The organism is Rhodococcus sp. NPDC056960, assembly GCF_042674125.1.
In the GTDB taxonomy this organism is placed as follows: Bacteria; Actinomycetota; Actinomycetes; order Mycobacteriales; family Mycobacteriaceae; genus Rhodococcus_F.
This window is the reverse complement of the sequence record NZ_JBHURF010000020.1, coordinates 34288-50987: the sequence shown is the minus strand read 5'-3', so window position 1 is coordinate 50987 and position 16700 is coordinate 34288. Positions and strand designations below refer to the sequence as shown.

General features: G+C 66.4%; 15 protein-coding genes. 8 read left to right on the top strand and 7 right to left on the bottom strand.

The window, feature by feature from the left end; all coding sequences use genetic code 11:
• Positions 1-14: 14 nt before the first annotated feature.
• Both ACFTWF_RS28895 and ACFTWF_RS28890 read left to right on the top strand, forming a co-directional pair.
• Positions 15-401 carry a DUF1304 domain-containing protein gene (locus ACFTWF_RS28895; protein WP_378464554.1) on the top strand — a complete coding sequence of 129 codons (387 nt, stop codon included), beginning with the start codon at positions 15-17 and terminating at the stop codon, positions 399-401.
• Between the two features lie 25 nt (positions 402-426).
• On the top strand, positions 427-1434 hold the full coding sequence (locus tag ACFTWF_RS28890; RefSeq protein WP_378464553.1) for an NADP-dependent oxidoreductase: 1008 nt from the start codon (positions 427-429) through the stop codon (positions 1432-1434).
• A 53-nt stretch (positions 1435-1487) separates the two neighbouring features.
• Here the strand turns inward: ACFTWF_RS28890 and ACFTWF_RS28885 are convergent, their stop codons facing one another.
• From ACFTWF_RS28885 to ACFTWF_RS28870, 4 genes are read right to left on the bottom strand one after another with little or no spacing between them, the layout of a single operon-like run.
• Positions 1488-2870, bottom strand: coding sequence for an FGGY-family carbohydrate kinase (locus tag ACFTWF_RS28885; RefSeq protein WP_378464552.1), 1383 nt, complete (start codon positions 2868-2870; stop codon positions 1488-1490).
• Positions 2867-3790, bottom strand: coding sequence for a carbohydrate kinase (locus tag ACFTWF_RS28880; protein ID WP_378464551.1), 924 nt, complete (start codon positions 3788-3790; stop codon positions 2867-2869). The genes ACFTWF_RS28885 and ACFTWF_RS28880 overlap by 4 nt, the downstream gene beginning before the upstream one ends.
• Positions 3787-5268 carry a mannitol dehydrogenase family protein gene (locus ACFTWF_RS28875; protein ID WP_378464550.1) on the bottom strand — a complete coding sequence of 494 codons (1482 nt, stop codon included), beginning with the start codon at positions 5266-5268 and terminating at the stop codon, positions 3787-3789. The genes ACFTWF_RS28880 and ACFTWF_RS28875 overlap by 4 nt, the downstream gene beginning before the upstream one ends.
• A gap of 10 nt (positions 5269-5278) precedes the next feature.
• Positions 5279-6283, bottom strand: a complete 1005-nt coding sequence (locus ACFTWF_RS28870; RefSeq protein WP_378464549.1) for an NAD(P)-dependent alcohol dehydrogenase — start codon at positions 6281-6283, stop codon at positions 5279-5281.
• Positions 6284-6432: 149 nt separating this feature from the next.
• Between ACFTWF_RS28870 and ACFTWF_RS28865 the strand changes: the two genes are divergently transcribed.
• From ACFTWF_RS28865 to ACFTWF_RS28840, 6 genes are all read left to right on the top strand, one after another.
• A complete protein-coding gene (locus tag ACFTWF_RS28865) occupies positions 6433-7455 on the top strand; it encodes a sugar-binding transcriptional regulator (RefSeq protein WP_378464548.1) in 1023 nt (340 codons plus the stop codon).
• A gap of 52 nt (positions 7456-7507) precedes the next feature.
• A complete protein-coding gene (locus tag ACFTWF_RS28860) occupies positions 7508-8833 on the top strand; it encodes an ABC transporter substrate-binding protein (protein WP_378464673.1) in 1326 nt (441 codons plus the stop codon).
• The gene (locus tag ACFTWF_RS28855) at positions 8830-9795 is read left to right on the top strand and encodes a carbohydrate ABC transporter permease (protein WP_378464547.1); all 966 of its coding nucleotides are present in this window, start codon (positions 8830-8832) and stop codon (positions 9793-9795) included. The genes ACFTWF_RS28860 and ACFTWF_RS28855 overlap by 4 nt, the downstream gene beginning before the upstream one ends.
• The gene (locus tag ACFTWF_RS28850) at positions 9795-10673 is read left to right on the top strand and encodes a carbohydrate ABC transporter permease (protein WP_185726001.1); all 879 of its coding nucleotides are present in this window, start codon (positions 9795-9797) and stop codon (positions 10671-10673) included. Before ACFTWF_RS28855 ends, ACFTWF_RS28850 begins: the two co-directional genes overlap by 1 nt.
• Positions 10674-10724: 51 nt before the next feature.
• On the top strand, positions 10725-11813 hold the full coding sequence (locus ACFTWF_RS28845; protein WP_378464546.1) for an ABC transporter ATP-binding protein: 1089 nt from the start codon (positions 10725-10727) through the stop codon (positions 11811-11813).
• Positions 11814-12031: 218 nt separating this feature from the next.
• A complete protein-coding gene (locus tag ACFTWF_RS28840) occupies positions 12032-13660 on the top strand; it encodes a PEP-utilizing enzyme (RefSeq protein WP_378464545.1) in 1629 nt (542 codons plus the stop codon).
• An 84-nt stretch (positions 13661-13744) separates the two neighbouring features.
• Here the strand turns inward: ACFTWF_RS28840 and ACFTWF_RS28835 are convergent, their stop codons facing one another.
• The 3 genes from ACFTWF_RS28835 to ACFTWF_RS28825 are packed head-to-tail and all read right to left on the bottom strand — an operon-like array spanning position 13745 to position 16692.
• On the bottom strand, positions 13745-14506 hold the full coding sequence (locus ACFTWF_RS28835) for an SDR family NAD(P)-dependent oxidoreductase (protein WP_378464544.1): 762 nt from the start codon (positions 14504-14506) through the stop codon (positions 13745-13747).
• 48 nt (positions 14507-14554) lie between these two features.
• Positions 14555-15367 (bottom strand): SDR family NAD(P)-dependent oxidoreductase, encoded by an 813-nt coding sequence (locus ACFTWF_RS28830; protein WP_378464543.1) that lies wholly within the window; start codon positions 15365-15367, stop codon positions 14555-14557.
• Positions 15364-16692, bottom strand: a complete 1329-nt coding sequence (locus ACFTWF_RS28825) for a cytochrome P450 (RefSeq protein WP_378464542.1) — start codon at positions 16690-16692, stop codon at positions 15364-15366. The genes ACFTWF_RS28830 and ACFTWF_RS28825 overlap by 4 nt, the downstream gene beginning before the upstream one ends.
• Positions 16693-16700: the final 8 nt, after the last annotated feature.

Genomic DNA, 16700 nt, shown 5'->3' with positions numbered 1-16700 from the left:
AGGAGGAGTTTCGTATGGTTGCCGCAGGTCTTGTTCTTGCCGCACTCGCCAGTGCGCTCCACGTCTACATCTTCGTGCTCGAGTCCGTCCTCTGGACCGCTCCGCGCACCCGCGCGACGTTCGGGACGAGCGCCGAAGAGGCAGGCGCCACCAAGGAACTTGCCTTCAACCAGGGCTTCTACAACCTCTTCCTGGCGATCGTGACCGCGGTCGGCATCGTGGCCGTGATCATCGGCGCGACCGCTGTCGGTGCGGCACTGATCTTCGCCGGCGCGGGGTCCATGCTGCTCGCCGCGCTGGTCCTCCTGCTGTCCTCGCCTGACAAGGCCCGGGCGGCGATCACCCAGGGGACGCTGCCGCTGCTCACCGTCATCCTCCTCGCGCTCGGACTGGCGCTGTGACCGCAGAAGTATCGAAAGGAACACCGTGACCTCCAGCACCCAGATCCAGCTGATCAACCGCCCGGTGGGCTGGCCCACCCAGGACGATTTCCGCACCGTCACCGTCGAATTGCCCGATCTCGGGCCCGATCAGGTGCGCGTGGCCAACGAGTTCACGTCCGTCGACCCCTACATGCGCGGTCGGATGAACGACGTGAAGTCGTACATCCCGCCTTTCGTGCTGGGCGAGACCATGACCGGTGGCGCAGTCGGTCGCGTCGTCGAATCCACCGCCGCCACCCACCCGGTCGGCTCGGTCGTGGTCCACGACCTCGGGTGGCGCGACGTCGCGCAGGGTGACGCCGCCGCGTTCCGGGTCGTCGATGAGATCCCGGGCGTCTCGATCTCGGCGTACCTGGGCATCCTCGGACTGACGGGGCTCACGGCGTACGTCGGTCTGCTGCACATCGCCCACCTGAAGCCCGGTGACTCGGTCTTCATCTCCGGCGCCGCGGGTGCGGTGGGCACCGCTGCCGGGCAGATCGCCCGGCTCGAGGGAGCCTCCCGCGTCATCGGATCCGCCGGGTCCGCGGAGAAGGTCGCGCTGCTGACCGACCGTTACGGATACGACGCCGCGTTCGACTACAAGCAGGCACCCGTGCGCGAGCAACTCCGCGGACTTGCCGGCGACGGCATCGACGTCTACTTCGACAACGTCGGCGGCGACCACCTCGAGGCGGCACTCGACGTCCTGCGCACCGGCGGCCGGGCCGCGCTGTGCGGGGCCATCTCCGCGTACAACGCCACCGAGCGCACGCCGGGCCCCGACAACCTGGTGAACATCATCAGCCGGGGGCTCACCCTGCAGGGCTTCACCCTCGGCAACTACACCCACCTGTTCCCCGAATTCGCCGCCAAGATGGGACCGTGGCTCGCGTCCGGCGACGTCGTCCACGACGAGACCGTCGTCGACGGCATCGAGAACTCGGTCGACGCGTTCCTGCAACTCATGCACGGCGCCAACGTCGGCAAGATGCTGGTGAAGGTGGCGTAGCCACCTGTGCGCCTTTTTGGTAGCTGGAGCAACCACAAAGGCGCACAGGCGCGTCAGCGCCTCACTGACGCATAGCGTTCCCGGACGCCGGGTGCGGGGTCGGCCTCGAAACGCCGGGTGGACGTCTGACTCCACCGGGGCGGTTCTGGGGTGCCGGCCAGGGTCCACGCAGCCTGCCTGCAGGCGCCGATCGCGACGTACTCCGCCGGTTGCGGCACGAGGACCGGGGCGCCGAAGATCGCGGGCGCGAGTTCGCACAGGGCCCGGGAGCGGGCGCCGCCGCCGACGAGGAGTATGCGCCGCACCGACACGCCCTGGGCGACGAGGTGGTCGATGCCGTCGGCCAGACCGCACAGCAGCCCCTCGACCGCAGCCCGGGCGAGGTGGGCAGGGGTCGAATTGGCCAGCCGCAGTCCGGCGATGGTGCCGGTGGCGTTCGGGCGGTTGGGGGTGCGCTCGCCTTCCAGGTACGGCACCATCACCAGGCCGTCGCTGCCGGACGGCGCGGACAGCGCCAGCCGCGACAACTCGTCGTGATCGACGCCCAGCAGTGAGGCGGTCGCGTCGAGTACCCGGGCCGCGTTGAGCGTGCACACGAGGGGCAGCTGGCGGCCGGTGGCGTCGGCGAAGCCGGCGACGAATCCGCCCGGGTCGTTCGCCGGTGTCATGGACACCGCGGACACGACCCCCGACGTTCCCACGGAGACGACGACATCGCCTTCCTGCGCGTCGAGTGCCAGTGCGGCAGCGGCATTGTCGCCGGTTCCGGGACCGACGACCGCGCCCCACCGGGTTTCGCCGATCCGCTCGGCCGGCGCGGCGACGCGCGGCACGGCGGGGGCGCGCCCGCGCAGCGCCAGCGACAGCAGGTCGGGACGGTAGGTATCGGTTGCGGCGGAATAGTATCCGGTGCCGCTGGCGTCGCCGCGGTCGGTGACCAGTGCGTCGAGATCGGTGCTGCCGGTGAGTTGCCGGCCGAGCCAGTCGTGGGGCAGGCACACTGCGGAGGTCCGGTCGGCGTTCGCCGGTTCGGCATCGGCCAGCCAGCGCAGCTTGCTGACGGTGATCGCGGCCAGGGGGACCACACCCACGGCGTCCGCCCACGAGTCCGGACCGCCGAGGTCGTCGACCAACTGCGCGGCCGCGTCGGCGGAGCGAGTGTCGTTCCACAACAACGCCGGACGCACCACGGACCCGGTGTCGTCGAGGCAGACCATGCCGTGCTGCTGCGCCCCCACCGACACCGCCGCGACGTCGTCCAGGCCGCCGGCCGCGGCGACGGCGCCGTCGAGGGCGGTTGCCCACGCCTGTGGGTCGACCTCGGTGCCGTCCGGGTGCGACGCCCGGCCCTCGCGGACGAGTTCGCCGGTGTCGGCGTCGCAGACGATCACCTTGCACGCCTGGGTCGACGAGTCGATGCCGGCGACGAGAGTCATTGCCGGACCCCGGCTGCGCGGTCGAGCACGTCGCGGGTGGGGAGGTCGGCGCCGGCCCGTGCGACCGTGAGTCCCGACGTGAGCACGGCGTTGTCGAGTACGTTCCGTAGCTCGTCCGGTTCGATCGCGTGCAGCGCCGCCCGGCTCTCGGCGCCGAGGAAGCCGTGCGCCCAGAACCCGTCGAGGAGTCCGGCCATGAATGCGTCACCCGCGCCGACGGTGTCGACCACCTCGACCGGCCGGGCCGCGACCTCGACGAGTCCGGCGGCGCAGACCGCGAACGCGCCCTCGGCGCCCCGCGTCACCGCGACCATCGCCGGTCCACGGGACAGCCAGTCGCGGGCGATGTCGACGGGATCCCGGTCGCCGTCGTACCAGCGGAGGTCCTCGTCGCTGACCTTGACGATGTCCGACATCGCCACCAGGTGTTCGATCCGCCGCCGGGCGCGTTCCCGGTCCGTGATCAGGACGGGTCGCACGTTGGGGTCGTAGCTGAGGGTCGCCGAGGATCGACGGCGGTCGAGCATGTCGGCGACCACGTCACATCCCGGTTCCATCACGGCAGCAATGGAACCGGTGTGGACCAGCGTCGGGGACGACGCGCCGCTGGGGGAGGGAAGATCCCATTCGATGTCGAACTCGTAGGTGGCGGCGCCCGCGGAATCGAGGGTGGCGTGGGCCGTCGCCGTCCGCTCGGCGGTGACGCTGCCGGATGCGAGGCTCACTCCGGACTCCTCGAGGTGCCGGAGGATCGACCTGCCCCGCGTGTCGTCGCCGATCCGGGTGACGAACTCGACCGGGCGGCCGAGCCGACCGAGACCGACCGCGACGTTGAGGGGACTACCGCCGACGTATTCGGTGGTGGCGCCGCCGCTCGCCGTGACGATGTCGATGAGGGCTTCACCGATGACCAGACTCATGACTGCACCTTCTCACGCAGAGCCTCGAGTGTCTTCCGTGCGCCGACGCCGTGCAGCGAGTCGAGCGCCCAGAGATACGCGGTGACGAAGCGGGGGTTCTCGGCCAGATCGCCGAAGACCGACCGGTTCTCGATGAATGCGGTGCGGTTCTCGCGCTGGCTGCGTGCGATCGGCACGAGCGAATCCTTCAACTGGTCGACGACGTCGATGGGCTCGCCGTCCTCGTCGACTCCCTCGGCATACCGGGCCCAGCTGGCCACGATCGCGGCCGACAGCCGGATGGGCCGGTCGGCGATCAGGTTCTCGCGGATCACCGGCAGCAGCCATTTCGGGATGCGGTCGGACGATTCGGCGCACAGGCGGGCGACGGTGTCGCGGATCTCGGGGTTGGAGAAGCGTTCGATGAGGGTGCGCTTGTAGTCGTCGAGGTCGACGCCCGGCACCGGCCGCAACGTGGGGGTGGCCTCGTCGTCCATGTACGCCAGCAGGAAGTCGGCGAACAGCGGGTCTTGCGCGACGTCGTGCACGAGCCGGTATCCCGACAGGTAGCCGAAGTAGCAGAGGCCCTGGTGGCTCGCGTTGAGCAGGCGCAGTTTCATCAGCTCGTACGGTGCGACGTCGTCGACCACCTGGACGCCCACCTCCTCGAACGCGGGACGGCCGAGCGGGAACGCGTCCTCGAGCACCCACGAGGTGAACGGTTCGGCGGCGACGGGCCACCGGTCGTCGATGCCGAACCGCGACGACAGCGCGTCCGTCACCTCGGGTGTGGTGACGGGTGTGATGCGGTCGACCATCGAGTTGGGGAACGACGTCTCGGCGCGCATCCACGCGGCGAGCTCCGGGTCCTTCAACTCCGCGTACGCCAGGAACATCCGCTGCGCCACGTCGCCGTTGCCCTGAATGTTGTCGCAGGACATGATCGTCGGCGACGGTAACCCGCGTGCCCGGCGCCGGGCCAGGGCCTCGACGACGAGTCCGAACGTGGTCCGCGGAGAGGCGCCGTCGGCGAGATCGTGCACGACGTCCGGGTTCTCGGCGTCGAACTCGCCCGTGTCGTGGGTGAAGTTGTAGCCGCCCTCGGTGATGGTCAGCGAGACGATCTTCGTGGTCTCCGCGGCGATCTTCTCGATGACCGCTTCTGGGTCGTCGGGGGCGAAGAGATAGTCGACGATCGACCCGATGACGCTGACGTCCCAGGTGCCGTCGGAATGCCGCAGCGCAAGGGTGTACAGGCCGTCCTGCGCGTCCAGGACGTCCTTCATGCGCCGGTCCCCGGGCAGGACCCCGACACCGCAGATCCCCCAGTCGCGGGCCTCCCCGCGTCGCAACAGCCGGTCGACGTACATCGCCTGATGCGCGCGGTGAAATCCGCCGACACCGAAATGCACTATCCCGACGGTGATGTCGCGTCGATCGTAATTCGGCACCTGCACGGTGTCGTCGAACTGCTGCAGTGCCTGCGCGCTCAGTTGCATCGGTCTCTCCTCATTCCTGGACGCGCACGACGGCCTTGAGGCTGCCCGGCGTCCGGTCTGCGTTCAGTGCGTGCTCCGCCTCGGCGAGCGGAAATCTTCCGGTGACCATCGCATCGAGGTCGACCCGCCCCGACCGTGCGAGCGCTATGGCAGTCGGCCAGGTGTTGGCGTAGCGGAACACCCCGGTCAGCAACAACTCTCGGTTCTGGATGGTCTGGACGGGGAGGGTCATCTCGGCGGCGCCCATACCCACGAGCACCACGGATCCCGCGGGCCGGACGGCCCGGATCCCGGCCAGGACGGCGGCGGGAGCGCCGGACGCGTCGACGAACGCGTCCACGTGAAGTCCCGCGACGTCCTGCTCACGCGGGTCGAGCACCGCGGTGGCCCCGAATTTCGTTGCGACGTCGCGCCGCCGCGGATCGAGGTCCGAAACGAAGACCTCGGTGGCACCGAACGCGAGCGCGGTCTGCACCGTCGCGATTCCGATCGGTCCCGCGCCGGCGATCAGGACGCGGGAACCGGCCGTCACGCCGGCCTTGCGGGTGGTGGCGATCGCGACGGACAGCGGTTCGCACAGCGCGGCCGCGTCCTCGGACATCTCGTCCGGGATCGGGTGGGCGAACGCCGAGCCGATGGTCACGTACTCGGCGAGCGCCCCGTCGATCGGCGGGGTGGCATAGAACTGCATGTGCGGGCACAGGTTGTAGAGGCCCCGACGCGATTCGTCGGAGTCCGGGTCGGGACGCTGCGGTTCGATGGAGACGCGCTGCCCGATTCGCTGCGCATCGATTCCGGGGCCGACGCCGACGACGGTGCCCGACGCCTCGTGGCCCAGCACGATCGGCTGATCGACCACGAAGTCCCCGATCCGGCCCTCGCGGTAGTAGTGCGTGTCCGATCCGCAGACGCCCACCGACGCCACCCGGATCAGGACGTCCCCGGGTCCGGGGGTGGGGACGGGGCGTTCCCTGATCTCGATCGCACCCGGTTCGACGAGCACGCTGGCACGCATCGTCCTGGGGATATCCGAAGGGAGTGTTGTGTGGGTCACACTTCGATGCTAGCGTATTGAGCAGATGAACGCATAGTGATCATTTGCTCACGGTTTCCCGAGGCTCCGGAAGACAACCGACGGGCTCGGGATCATGGCGAGGAGAACCAGTGACGTCCCCCAATCCGACGGCCCCGACGCCGTCCCTCATCGCGGCGCCACCGCCGTCCACGACGGAGGATCTGCGCCTCGCGTTGCGCGCGGCAACGCTGTATTACCTGGACGGAATGACCCAGGCCGAGGTCGCCACGCGTCTCGGTGTCTCCCGCCCGACGGCGGGCAGGCTGGTGGCACGCGCCCGCGCCCAGGGCCTGGTGCGCATCGAGGTGCAGGCCCCCGCGCATCTGCGCGACGCGCTGCGCTCGGACGAGGAGCGTGCCCTCGAGGAGAAGTACGGGCTCGTCGAGGCGGTGGTGGTCGCCGACTCCGTCGACGCCGCGGGATCGATCGACGACCACAACAGCTTCGCCGGGGTCGGACGTGCCGCAGCCTCCCTGCTGGTCCGCCGGATCCGCGAGGGCGACACCCTCGGCTTCACGTGGGGGCCCGAAACGGTCGCCGTCGCCCAGGGGTTGCCGTCCGGGGCGGCCACGTGCGCGTCCGTCGTCCAACTCGACGGCTCGGTAAGTGCCATCAACTACCAGACCGGAACCGAGTACGTCCTCGGGAGGTGCGCAGAACAACTGCAGGCCAACACTGTTCGTCTCCCCGTCCCGCTGTACGCCGACGCGTCGACCGTGGTATCCATGCGGGGCGACTCCGTCATCTCCAAGGCCCTCGAGGCCGGCCGGACAGCCGAGATGATGATGTTCGGCACGGGCGCCGTCTCCACGTCGACCACCCTGTTCGAGGGCAGCTTCATCGACACGGACATGCTGTCCGTGCTCACCGACCTCGGCGCGGTCGGCGAGGTCGGTGGCCGCTTCTATCGGCTCGACGGCACCGAGGTCGCCGGCCCACTCGACGAACGGGCCATGTCCGTTCCGCTCGACGACATCCGCGCGTGCGAGGGATCGATCCTCGTCACCGGTGGCGTCGCCAAACACCATGCGGCACTGGGTGCCCTCCACGGCGGACTGGCCAAGATGCTGGTCTGCGACATCGAATGCGCGCGTTGGCTGCTCGATCAGTAGCACCACGCAAGAGAGGTGAAGATCGGTGAAGATACACAGGAAACCGGCAACGATGCTGGTGGCGGGCGCGGGAGCGCTCTGCCTCACGCTCAGCGGATGCGCAGGCGCCGGATCGCTGGGAGCGTCGGATCAGACCATCACCATCGCGATGGTCTCCAATTCGCAGATGCAGGACGCCCGCAAGCTCGCCTCGCAGTTCGAGGAGGAGAACCCGGACATCGACCTGAAGTTCGTCACGTTGTCCGAGAACGAGGCTCGCGCGAAGATCACCGCGTCCACCGCTACCGGTGGCGGCGAATTCGACGTCGTGATGATCAGCAACTACGAGACCCCGCAGTGGGCCAAATACGGCTGGCTGAAGAATTTGTCGCAGTATGCGCAGGCCACCGAGGGTTACGACGAGGCCGACTTCATTCCGAGCCTGCGGGAGTCCCTGTCGTACGAGGGGAACATGTACTCGGTGCCGTTCTACGGTGAGTCCTCGTTCCTGATGTACCGCAAGGACCTGTTCGAGCAGGCCGGAATCACCCTGTCGGAGAAGCCGACCTGGGCCGAGGTCGCCGCTGCGGCGAAGCAGCTCGACAGCGACGACATGGCGGGAATCTGCCTCCGCGGCAAGCCGGGCTGGGGTGAACTCCTCGCCCCGCTGGACACCGTCATCAACACATTCGGCGGCCGGTGGTACGACGAGAACTGGAACGCCCAGCTCACCAGTCCCGAGGTGGAACGGGCCGTGCAGTTCTACGTCGACCTCGTGCGCGAGCACGGTGAACCCGGTGCCGCGACGAGCGGGTTCGGTGAATGCGCCACGCAGTTGTCCCAGGGCCATGTCGCCATGTGGTACGACTCGACGTCCGCCGTGTCCACGCTGGAGGATCCGACGTCGAGCGCCGTGGTCGGCAAGATCGGCTACGCGCCCGCCCCGATCGAGGTGAAGGACAACTCCGGCTGGCTGTACAGCTGGTCGCTCGGAATCCCCGAGAGCAGCGAGAACCCCGATGCGGCGTGGAAGTTCATCTCGTGGATGACCGACAAGCAATACATACGCACGGTCGGCGAGGACCTGGGCTGGGAGCGGGTGCCTCCGGGCAGCCGGTTGTCGACGTATGAGATTCCCGAGTACAAGGAAGCCTCCGCCGCCTACGGACCGCTCACGCTCGAGGCGATCGAGAACGCGACCCCGGATGCGCCCACCGTGCAACCGGTTCCGTACACCGGCGTGCAGTTCCTGGCGATCCCGGAGTTCCAGGACCTCGGAACCCGCGTCAGCCAGCAGATCAGCGCGGCGATCGCTGGACAGCAGACCGTGCCCGAGGCGCTCGCCCAGGCTCAGCAGTACGCCGAGGTGGTCGGCGCGACCTACAGGGAGGAAAAATGACAACCATCGCCGAGAAACCCACCGCGGGCGGCACTGCCGACCGGGTGCGGCAACTGCGGGAGGCCAAGGGCGACAGCGTCTCCCGCGCGGAGGGATGGCGTCGCCGGGGGCCGTTGCTGCCCGCCCTGATCTTCATGATCGTGGTGACCCAGATCCCGTTCCTGTTCACGCTGTACTACTCGACGCAGTCCTGGAACCTGGTGCGGCCGGGTTCGCAGGCCTTCGTCGGACTGCAGAACTACGTGGATGTGTTCAAGGACAGTCAGTTCCGTGAGGTCGCGGTCAACACCGTGATCCTGATCGTCGGAACCGTGCTGATCTCGGTGGTGCTGGGCCTGCTGCTCGCGCTGCTGCTCGACCGCGCCTTCCTGGGCCGCGGAATCGTCCGTACTCTCCTCATCACCCCGTTCCTCGTGACGCCCGTCGCCGGTGCGCTGCTCTGGAAGACGACGATGTTCGACCCGGTGTTCGGCATCGTCAACTTCGTGCTCTCCCCGTTCGGGGTGGGGCAGGTCGACTGGGTCAGCAAGTTCCCGCTCCCCGCGGTCATGGTGAACCTGGTGTGGCAGTGGACGCCGTTCATGATGCTGCTGATCCTGGCCGGCCTGCAGTCGATGCCGCGCGACATCCTCGAGGCGGCGCGGGTGGACGGCGCCAAGCCGTTTGCGATGTTCCGGGAACTGACGCTTCCGCATCTGCGCCGGTTCATCGAACTCGGTGCGGTGCTGGGCGCGATCTACCTGATCAACACGTTCGACGCCATCTACATGATGACCCAGGGCGGGCCCGGCACCGCCAGTGCCAACCTTCCCTTCTACATCTACCAGCGCGCATTCCTCGGTTTCGACATCGGCCAGGCCGCCGCGATGGGCGTCATCGTGGTGATCGCGACGATGATCGTCGCGACCCTGGCGTTGCGACTGATCTTCAAGAGCTTTACCGGTAACGAGGAGGCAGCGTGATGACTACCGACACTGCGGCGGCCCCGGTGGAGTCCACCCCCGCCGTCCCGGAGACGAAGCGGGCACGCAAACACCGCAAGTTCAGCCCGTGGAGTGTGGTGGCCTGGATCGTGGCGCTCGGGTTCTTCTTCCCGGTGGCCTGGATGGTGCTCACCGCGTTCAAGCAAGAGGGCGACGCCTACACGAGTCCGCCGAAACTGTTCTTCACCCCGACTCTCGACCAGTTCAAGGCCGTCCTCGACAGCGGAGTCGGCACGGCGCTGCTGAATTCGGCGTTCGCGACCGCCATGTCGACCATCCTCGTGTTGGTGCTCGGTGTGCCGGCGGCGTTCGCGCTGTCGCTGCGTCCGGTCCGGAAGACGAAGGACGCCCTGTTCTTCTTCATCAGCACGAAGATGCTCCCGATCGTGGCCGCGATCATCCCGCTGTACGTGATCGTCAACGACATCGGTCTGCTCGACAACATCTGGGCGCTGGTCATCCTGTACACGGCGATGAACGTCCCCATCGCCGTATGGATGATGCGGTCGTTCTTCCTCGAGGTGCCGGGCGAGTTGCTCGAGGCCGCGAGCATGGACGGCGCGAGCCTGTGGACGTCGGTGCGTGAGGTGATCCTCCCGCTCGTCTCACCCGGCATCGCTGCTACCGCGTTGATCTGCGTGATCTTCTCGTGGAACGAGTTCTTCTTCGCGGTCAACCTCACCGCCGTGCAGGCGCAGACGGTTCCGGTGTTCCTCGTCGGATTCATCACCGGTGAGGGGCTGTACTGGGCTCGGCTGTCCGCCGCCGCCACGCTGGCGGCACTCCCGGTCATCCTGGCCGGCTGGGTCGCACAGAACAAGCTGGTCCGCGGCCTGTCCTTCGGCGCGATCAAATGATCACCCCGGCAATCACTTCCCCCGACTTCGGCATCCACCAGAGGAGCAATCATGGCTGACATCGCGTACAAGGGCGCATCCTGCATCTACGAGAACGCCGACACGCTGGCGGTCGATTCGCTCGACCTGCAGATCGAGGACGGCGAGTTCATCGTCCTCGTCGGACCGTCGGGTTCCGGTAAGAGCACCGCCCTGCGGATGCTCGCCGGCCTCGAGGACATCGACGAGGGCACCATCACCATCAACGGCAAGGACATGGTGGGTGTGCCGTCGAAGGATCGCGACATCGCGATGGTGTTCCAGAACTACGCCCTCTACCCGAACAAGACTGTGGGCGAGAACATGGGTTTCGCGCTGAAAATGCGCGGAGTCGGTGTGGAGGAACGCAAGCGGAAGGTCGCCGAGGCCGCGAAACTGCTCGACCTCACCGACTACCTCGACCGCAAACCCGGCAAGCTGTCCGGCGGTCAGCGTCAGCGCGTGGCGATGGGCCGCGCGATCGTGCGCGAGCCGCAGGTGTTCTGCATGGACGAGCCGCTGTCGAACCTCGACGCGAAACTCCGCGTCCAGACCCGCACGCAGATCGCGGCGCTACAACGGCGGCTCGGCACCACCACCGTCTACGTCACCCACGACCAGGTCGAGGCCATGACCATGGGTGACCGGGTCGCCGTCCTCAAGAACGGCAAACTGCAGCAGTTCTCGGCACCCACCGAGCTGTACGACAAGCCGACCAACGCGTTCGTGGCCGGATTCATCGGCTCGCCCGCCATGAATCTGCTGACCATGCCGATCGTCAGCGACGGCGTGCGGCTCGGGAACTCGACCCTCCCACTCGAACGCGACCAGCTGTCGGCACTGAGCGCCGCCGGTCTGGAGACCGTGACGGTCGGTGTGCGCCCCGAGCAGCTGGAGTTGTCGACGACCGGGGAGGGCGGCATCGAGGTGATCGTCGACCTCGTCGAAGAACTCGGCAGTGAGTCCTACGTGCACACCCACATCGCCGGTGACGGCACCCAACTCGTCGCCCGATCGCTGACCCGCACCCCGGCGAGACTCGCCGACACCGTGTCATTGCGCAAGCGCGACGGGGCGGTGCACCTGTTCCACCCGGAGACGGGGGATCGAATCGGGGACTGAGTTCCGCGTTCCTGCCGGGCGTCGTGCGGTGATCCCGGCAGGAAGGTGTGGATCATGTCCGGATGGCGCCAGACAATTTTCGTCGCATGCTCACCTATCTATTGCCAAATAGTCATGTAGTAGAGTTTGCTGTATGTGTTGCCCGTCACAGCAAACGTAAGTGACTATCAGGCGACTGCGCTGAGCGCAGTGGCTCGAGCGAGCGAGGAGCGATTTAGTTGTCTGCTACAGTTTCCGACCCGATTCGCGGGACGTCGGAGCCAGATCGGTATTGGACGAGCACGAACCTCGGTGAAGCGTGCCCCGACGTCATGTCGCCGATGTGCTGGAGCATCTGGGGAGAGTCGGCGGAGTGGTCATGGCTCTACTCGATGTATGCGTTCGGGGTCATCCCGAAGAAAGCGGTCGTGGTTTCTCCCGACGTGAACGACCGCGGCCTCTCGTGCTTCTACGGGCGGCAGGCATTCAATGTCGACGCGATCAAAGAGACCATGGCGTCGCTGCCTGGTGTCAGTCCGGACGATTTCGAACGTGACCTCATGGGCAGCGTGCGGCCCGACGCCAAGAAAGTCGAAAGTTCGAATCGTCGGCTACCGATCGTGCTGGCCAAGGCACCGGGCACGGCGATGCGTACCGGTAAGCGGATCCGCAAGCTCCACGACCGGATGTATGCGAAGTGGCTGAAGGTCGTGTACGAACCTGATCTGGCGGCACAGGACCGTCCCGCGATCGAGCGGCTACTCGAGGCGCGGCAGGACTTTGTCGACGTTTTCTCGGTGCACTGCGTCGTGCGGTTTCTGTTTCAGGGCGGACAGAGTGGACTCGCTGCTGCGGCGGAGAAGGCGGGCGACGCGGCTCTCGCTGCCGATCTGCTCGCGGGGGTCGGTGGTGTTCTCGAGACGACCATGACCGACGAACTGTGGCGGTTGGGCCACCACGAGATCTCCGAGGACGAGTTCCTACGGAAGTGGGGCTACCACGGCCCGAACGAAGGGAATCCGTACACGACGTCGTGGCGTGAGGACCCCACTCCGATTCGCTATCTGGCCGCCGCTTCGGCGGCGCGGGAACGGCCCAATGACCGAGCAGCGCGCGCGCAGGACGCTGCCAAGGAGGCAGAGCGTCGACTCCTCGCCGGGACGCCCGCACTTCAGCGGCCGGCGATCCGGTGGCTCTTGAGGCGAATGCAGAACACCATCCGCACTCTGCAGATCGGCAAGGCGGGGTATCTGATGGCGCTCGACGAAGCTCGCGCGGCTGTGAAAGCTTTCGGTGCCGAGAAGGTTCAGCTCGGCCAGTTCGACGAACCGGACGACGCGTTCTTCTTGACGGTCGAGGAGTGTCAGCAATTGGCCGCGGGAGAACTTCCGAATGCCCGTGAGATCGTACGTGCACGACGGGCGACTCGGATCGAATACAAGAACATGGAAATGCCACTGTCTTTCGTGGGAATGCCGACGTTGACACCGAAGTCCGACTGGTCCTCTGCCGACATTCTGGAGGTGACCGGCTCAGCGAGTGGCGGCGGCATCGTGGAGGGTCGAGCTCGAATCGTCGTGGAGGCCGATGACGACATCGACCTCGATCCCGGTGACATTCTCGTCTGCCGGTTCACCGATCCTGGCTGGGCGCCGCTGATGGCACTTGCCGACGCTCTCGTGATCGATATCGGAACGTCCGCGAGCCACGGTGCGGTCGTCGCGCGTGAACTCGGCATCCCGTTCGTCATCGGAACCGGGAACGGCACCCGCGTCCTGCGCGAAGGAGACCGTATTCTCGTCGACGGCGGGGCAGGTGTGGTCAAGGTGCTCGAGCGTGCGACCGATCGCGAAGCTACCTCTGCCTGAGAATCATTGTGAACGAATGAATTCAGGTGGCTCCCGCATTGCGGGAGCCACCTGAATTCGTTCTGCGGATCAGCGAGGAGGGTGTCAGTTACTGCTTTGGGCGGCACGCAGGAAGCTGACGGTGGATTCGGTCAGTCCACCGTCGACATATACGACCTGGCCGGTGACGTAGCGCGCATCGCTTCCCAGGAAGAAGGGAACGGTGTCCGCGATGTCTTCCGGCGTGGCGCGGCGCCCGGCAGGAATCAAGGAGTTGAATCGCGCTTCGCGGTCCGCGTCGGCACTGAACGATGCGGTTGCCTCCGTTGCGACGCCGCCCGGCGCGACCGCATTCACGCGAATGTCTCTGTCTGCGAGTTCGACTGCAAGCAGTTTCGTCAGGGACACGACCGCTGCTTTCGACGGAGAGTAGGCGGCGGTGCCCGGTGTCACGACTTTGGCGGCGATCGACGCAATGTTGACGATGGCTGCCTGGTTCGATTCGGTCAATTGCGGCAGCACTGCTTGCGTCATGATCAACGTACCGAGAACGTTGACGTCCATTACTTTGCGGAACTGGTCGGGATCGACTGTTGCAATCGCCGCCGGCGGAAAGATTCCGGCATTGTTCACGAGCGCGTCGACGCGGGGGAGCGTGGCTGCGAAGGAACGCACAGCCTCGGCATCGGTGATGTCCAGAGCCGCACACCTGCCGCCGATCTCGTCGGCGATGCGCGAGGCCGACTCACCGTCGAGGTCGACGGCCACGACGTCGAATCCGGTTCGTGCCAGGCGTCGTGAGATCGCTGCACCGATCCCACGCCCGGCGCCGGTGACAACGGCGACCGGCAATTCTGGCTGTGTCATGAGGAACTCGCTTTCTGACGACGGGGTGCCGCCGTGGTGGGAATGAATTCAGAACTCTAAGCGGGACAGCGAAACCCAATCGTTCCAGGTCGTGAATCGGCGTGCGTGCATGCGCAGCGCAAGATCGGTTGCGATCGGCCCGAGCAGTACGCGCAATGGCGGCTTCTCGGAATCGACGATGCGCAACATCGCCTGCCCGGCAAGGCGCGGGTCTTCCGGAGTTTGCCCGCCGTAGGGTGCGGATCTGGCCGCACGGAGAGAATCGTAGGCGGAGATGGGCTCGGAACGTGTCGAGGAGGACCCTTCGGAGTCGGTATCGAATGCTCCTGGTTCGACCAGGGTGACCGAGATCCCGAACGGTCGTACCTCGACCGCGAGCGATTCGCTCATTCCCTCCAGTGCCCATTTCGACGCGTGATAGGCCGAGAGGTTCGGGAATGAAACGACGCCGCCGATGCTCGAAATCTGGATGATGTGTCCCGATCCTTGGTCACGCATGATCGGAAGCACAGCCTGGGTGACGCGGAGCGCTCCGAACAGGTTCACGTCGAGCTGACGCCGCAGTTCGTCGTCGGTGACCTCCTCGAATGCCCCTATATGCCCGTATCCGGCGTTGTTGACCACGATGTCGATGCCGCCGAGCTGCTCGTGGGCGATGCGCACGCCGGCACCGACCGCACACCGATCGGTTACATCGAACTCGAGCGGTATGAACTGATCACCGTGGCTGTCCTTCAGCATTTTCAGATCGTTCGCCCGGCGCGCGGAAGCGGCCACGCGGTCTCCACGTTCGAGGGCAGCCTCCGCGAACGCGCGGCCGAGACCACGCCCACTGCCGGTGATCAGCCAACGCTTACTCATCGTGGTGTGTTGACGACGTCCAGTCGCTGTAGTCCATGCAGAATGAAGCTGTTGTGGACCGGAGGCAGTTCGTCCGAAGCCAGTCGTAGGTTCGGGAACCGCTCCAGCATCATCTCGATTCCGATGCGCGCTTCGAGTCGTGCGACCGAAGCGCCCATGCAGACGTGTTCGCCTTTGCCGAAGGCAAGGTGGTTCAGGCCATTGGGGCCGTCGAGTTCGATGTCGTCGGGGGTGGTGATCGCTTCGGGGTCCCGGTTGCCGGATGCGAAGACTATCCAGAGCATCGACCCCTCGGGAATGGGCGTCCCGTTCAGTTCGGTGTCCTCGGTGGCGGTGCGGAACAAACCCTGTACCGGGGATTCGAGGCGTACCACTTCCTCCACGAGCTTGGGGATCAGCGATGCGTCGTTACGAATTCGGGTCATCAGTTCGTCGTCCGTGAGCAGACGCAACGTGATCGCCGTCAGGAGGTTGGTCGTGGTCTCGTTGCCACCGACGAGGAACACCGACAGCATGTGCAGCATCTCGTTCAACAGCAGTGGCTGTTCGCCATCGAGTCGCGCGGCCACGATGTCGGTGAGGAGGTCGTCGCGCGGCTCGGTCCGCCGCTCCTCGATCTGTTCGGTGAAGTAGTCGTAGAACTCGTCCACCGCGCCGAAGATTTGCTGGATCTGGTCGATGGACAGGTCCAACGCTCCGACGCCCCGTGTGAACGCGTCCGACCACCGCTTGAAGTCCGCCATCCGAGAGGGCGGGACGCCGAGCACGTTCGCAATGACCGTCATCGGCAGCGGCAGTGCGAAGTCGGCGACGAAGTCCATCGATCCGCGAGCCTCGAACTTGTCGAAAAGATCGCTCGCGATCTGGCGCACCTCCGGTTCCATCAATGCCACTCGCCGAGGGCTGAATCCCTGGCTGACCAACTTGCGCTGACGAACGTGCACCGGCGGGTCTGCATTGATCAACGTCGGCTTTCCGCTGACTTCCAACCGTCGGGCGGCCTGTCTCTTCAGTAGTTCGGGCGTGTCCGGGTCCTCGATGAGGCGCTGCGCGAGCGCGGTCACCGACGATGGGCCACTCTGACGAATCGAGGAGAACAGCTTCGGTTTGGTCAGGATCGCTGCGATGTCGGCGTAGCGGCTGACGACGTACGACTGCAGGCGCTCGGACCAGTAGACGGGAGCTTCCTGCCGCAACTGCTCGTACACCGGATACGGGCACCGTACGCGGTCCGGATCCAGCGTCATCAGTTCGGCGACAGCCGAATCGACCGACGATGCGTGAGCGGGGCATCCGGCGGGAATAGATGGCGAGCTCGAGTTCATGGCATTCC

Excerpts from the sequence above, each read along its gene's own strand:
- ACFTWF_RS28895 (WP_378464554.1), top strand. The coding sequence starts at position 15 with ATGGTTGCCGCAGGTCTTGTTCTTGCCGCACTCGCCAGTGCGCTCCAC.
- ACFTWF_RS28860 (WP_378464673.1), top strand. The coding sequence starts at position 7,508 with ATGCTGGTGGCGGGCGCGGGAGCGCTCTGCCTCACGCTCAGCGGATGC.
- ACFTWF_RS28835 (WP_378464544.1), bottom strand. The coding sequence starts at position 14,506 with ATGACACAGCCAGAATTGCCGGTCGCCGTTGTCACCGGCGCCGGGCGT.
- ACFTWF_RS28880 (WP_378464551.1), bottom strand. The coding sequence starts at position 3,790 with ATGAGTCTGGTCATCGGTGAAGCCCTCATCGACATCGTCACGGCGAGC.
- ACFTWF_RS28875 (WP_378464550.1), bottom strand. The coding sequence starts at position 5,268 with ATGCAACTGAGCGCGCAGGCACTGCAGCAGTTCGACGACACCGTGCAG.
- ACFTWF_RS28845 (WP_378464546.1), top strand. The coding sequence starts at position 10,725 with ATGGCTGACATCGCGTACAAGGGCGCATCCTGCATCTACGAGAACGCC.
- ACFTWF_RS28830 (WP_378464543.1), bottom strand. The coding sequence starts at position 15,367 with ATGAGTAAGCGTTGGCTGATCACCGGCAGTGGGCGTGGTCTCGGCCGC.
- ACFTWF_RS28850 (WP_185726001.1), top strand. The coding sequence starts at position 9,795 with ATGACTACCGACACTGCGGCGGCCCCGGTGGAGTCCACCCCCGCCGTC.
- ACFTWF_RS28885 (WP_378464552.1), bottom strand. The coding sequence starts at position 2,870 with ATGACTCTCGTCGCCGGCATCGACTCGTCGACCCAGGCGTGCAAGGTG.
- ACFTWF_RS28825 (WP_378464542.1), bottom strand. The coding sequence starts at position 16,692 with ATGAACTCGAGCTCGCCATCTATTCCCGCCGGATGCCCCGCTCACGCA.
- ACFTWF_RS28870 (WP_378464549.1), bottom strand. The coding sequence starts at position 6,283 with ATGCGTGCCAGCGTGCTCGTCGAACCGGGTGCGATCGAGATCAGGGAA.
- ACFTWF_RS28855 (WP_378464547.1), top strand. The coding sequence starts at position 8,830 with ATGACAACCATCGCCGAGAAACCCACCGCGGGCGGCACTGCCGACCGG.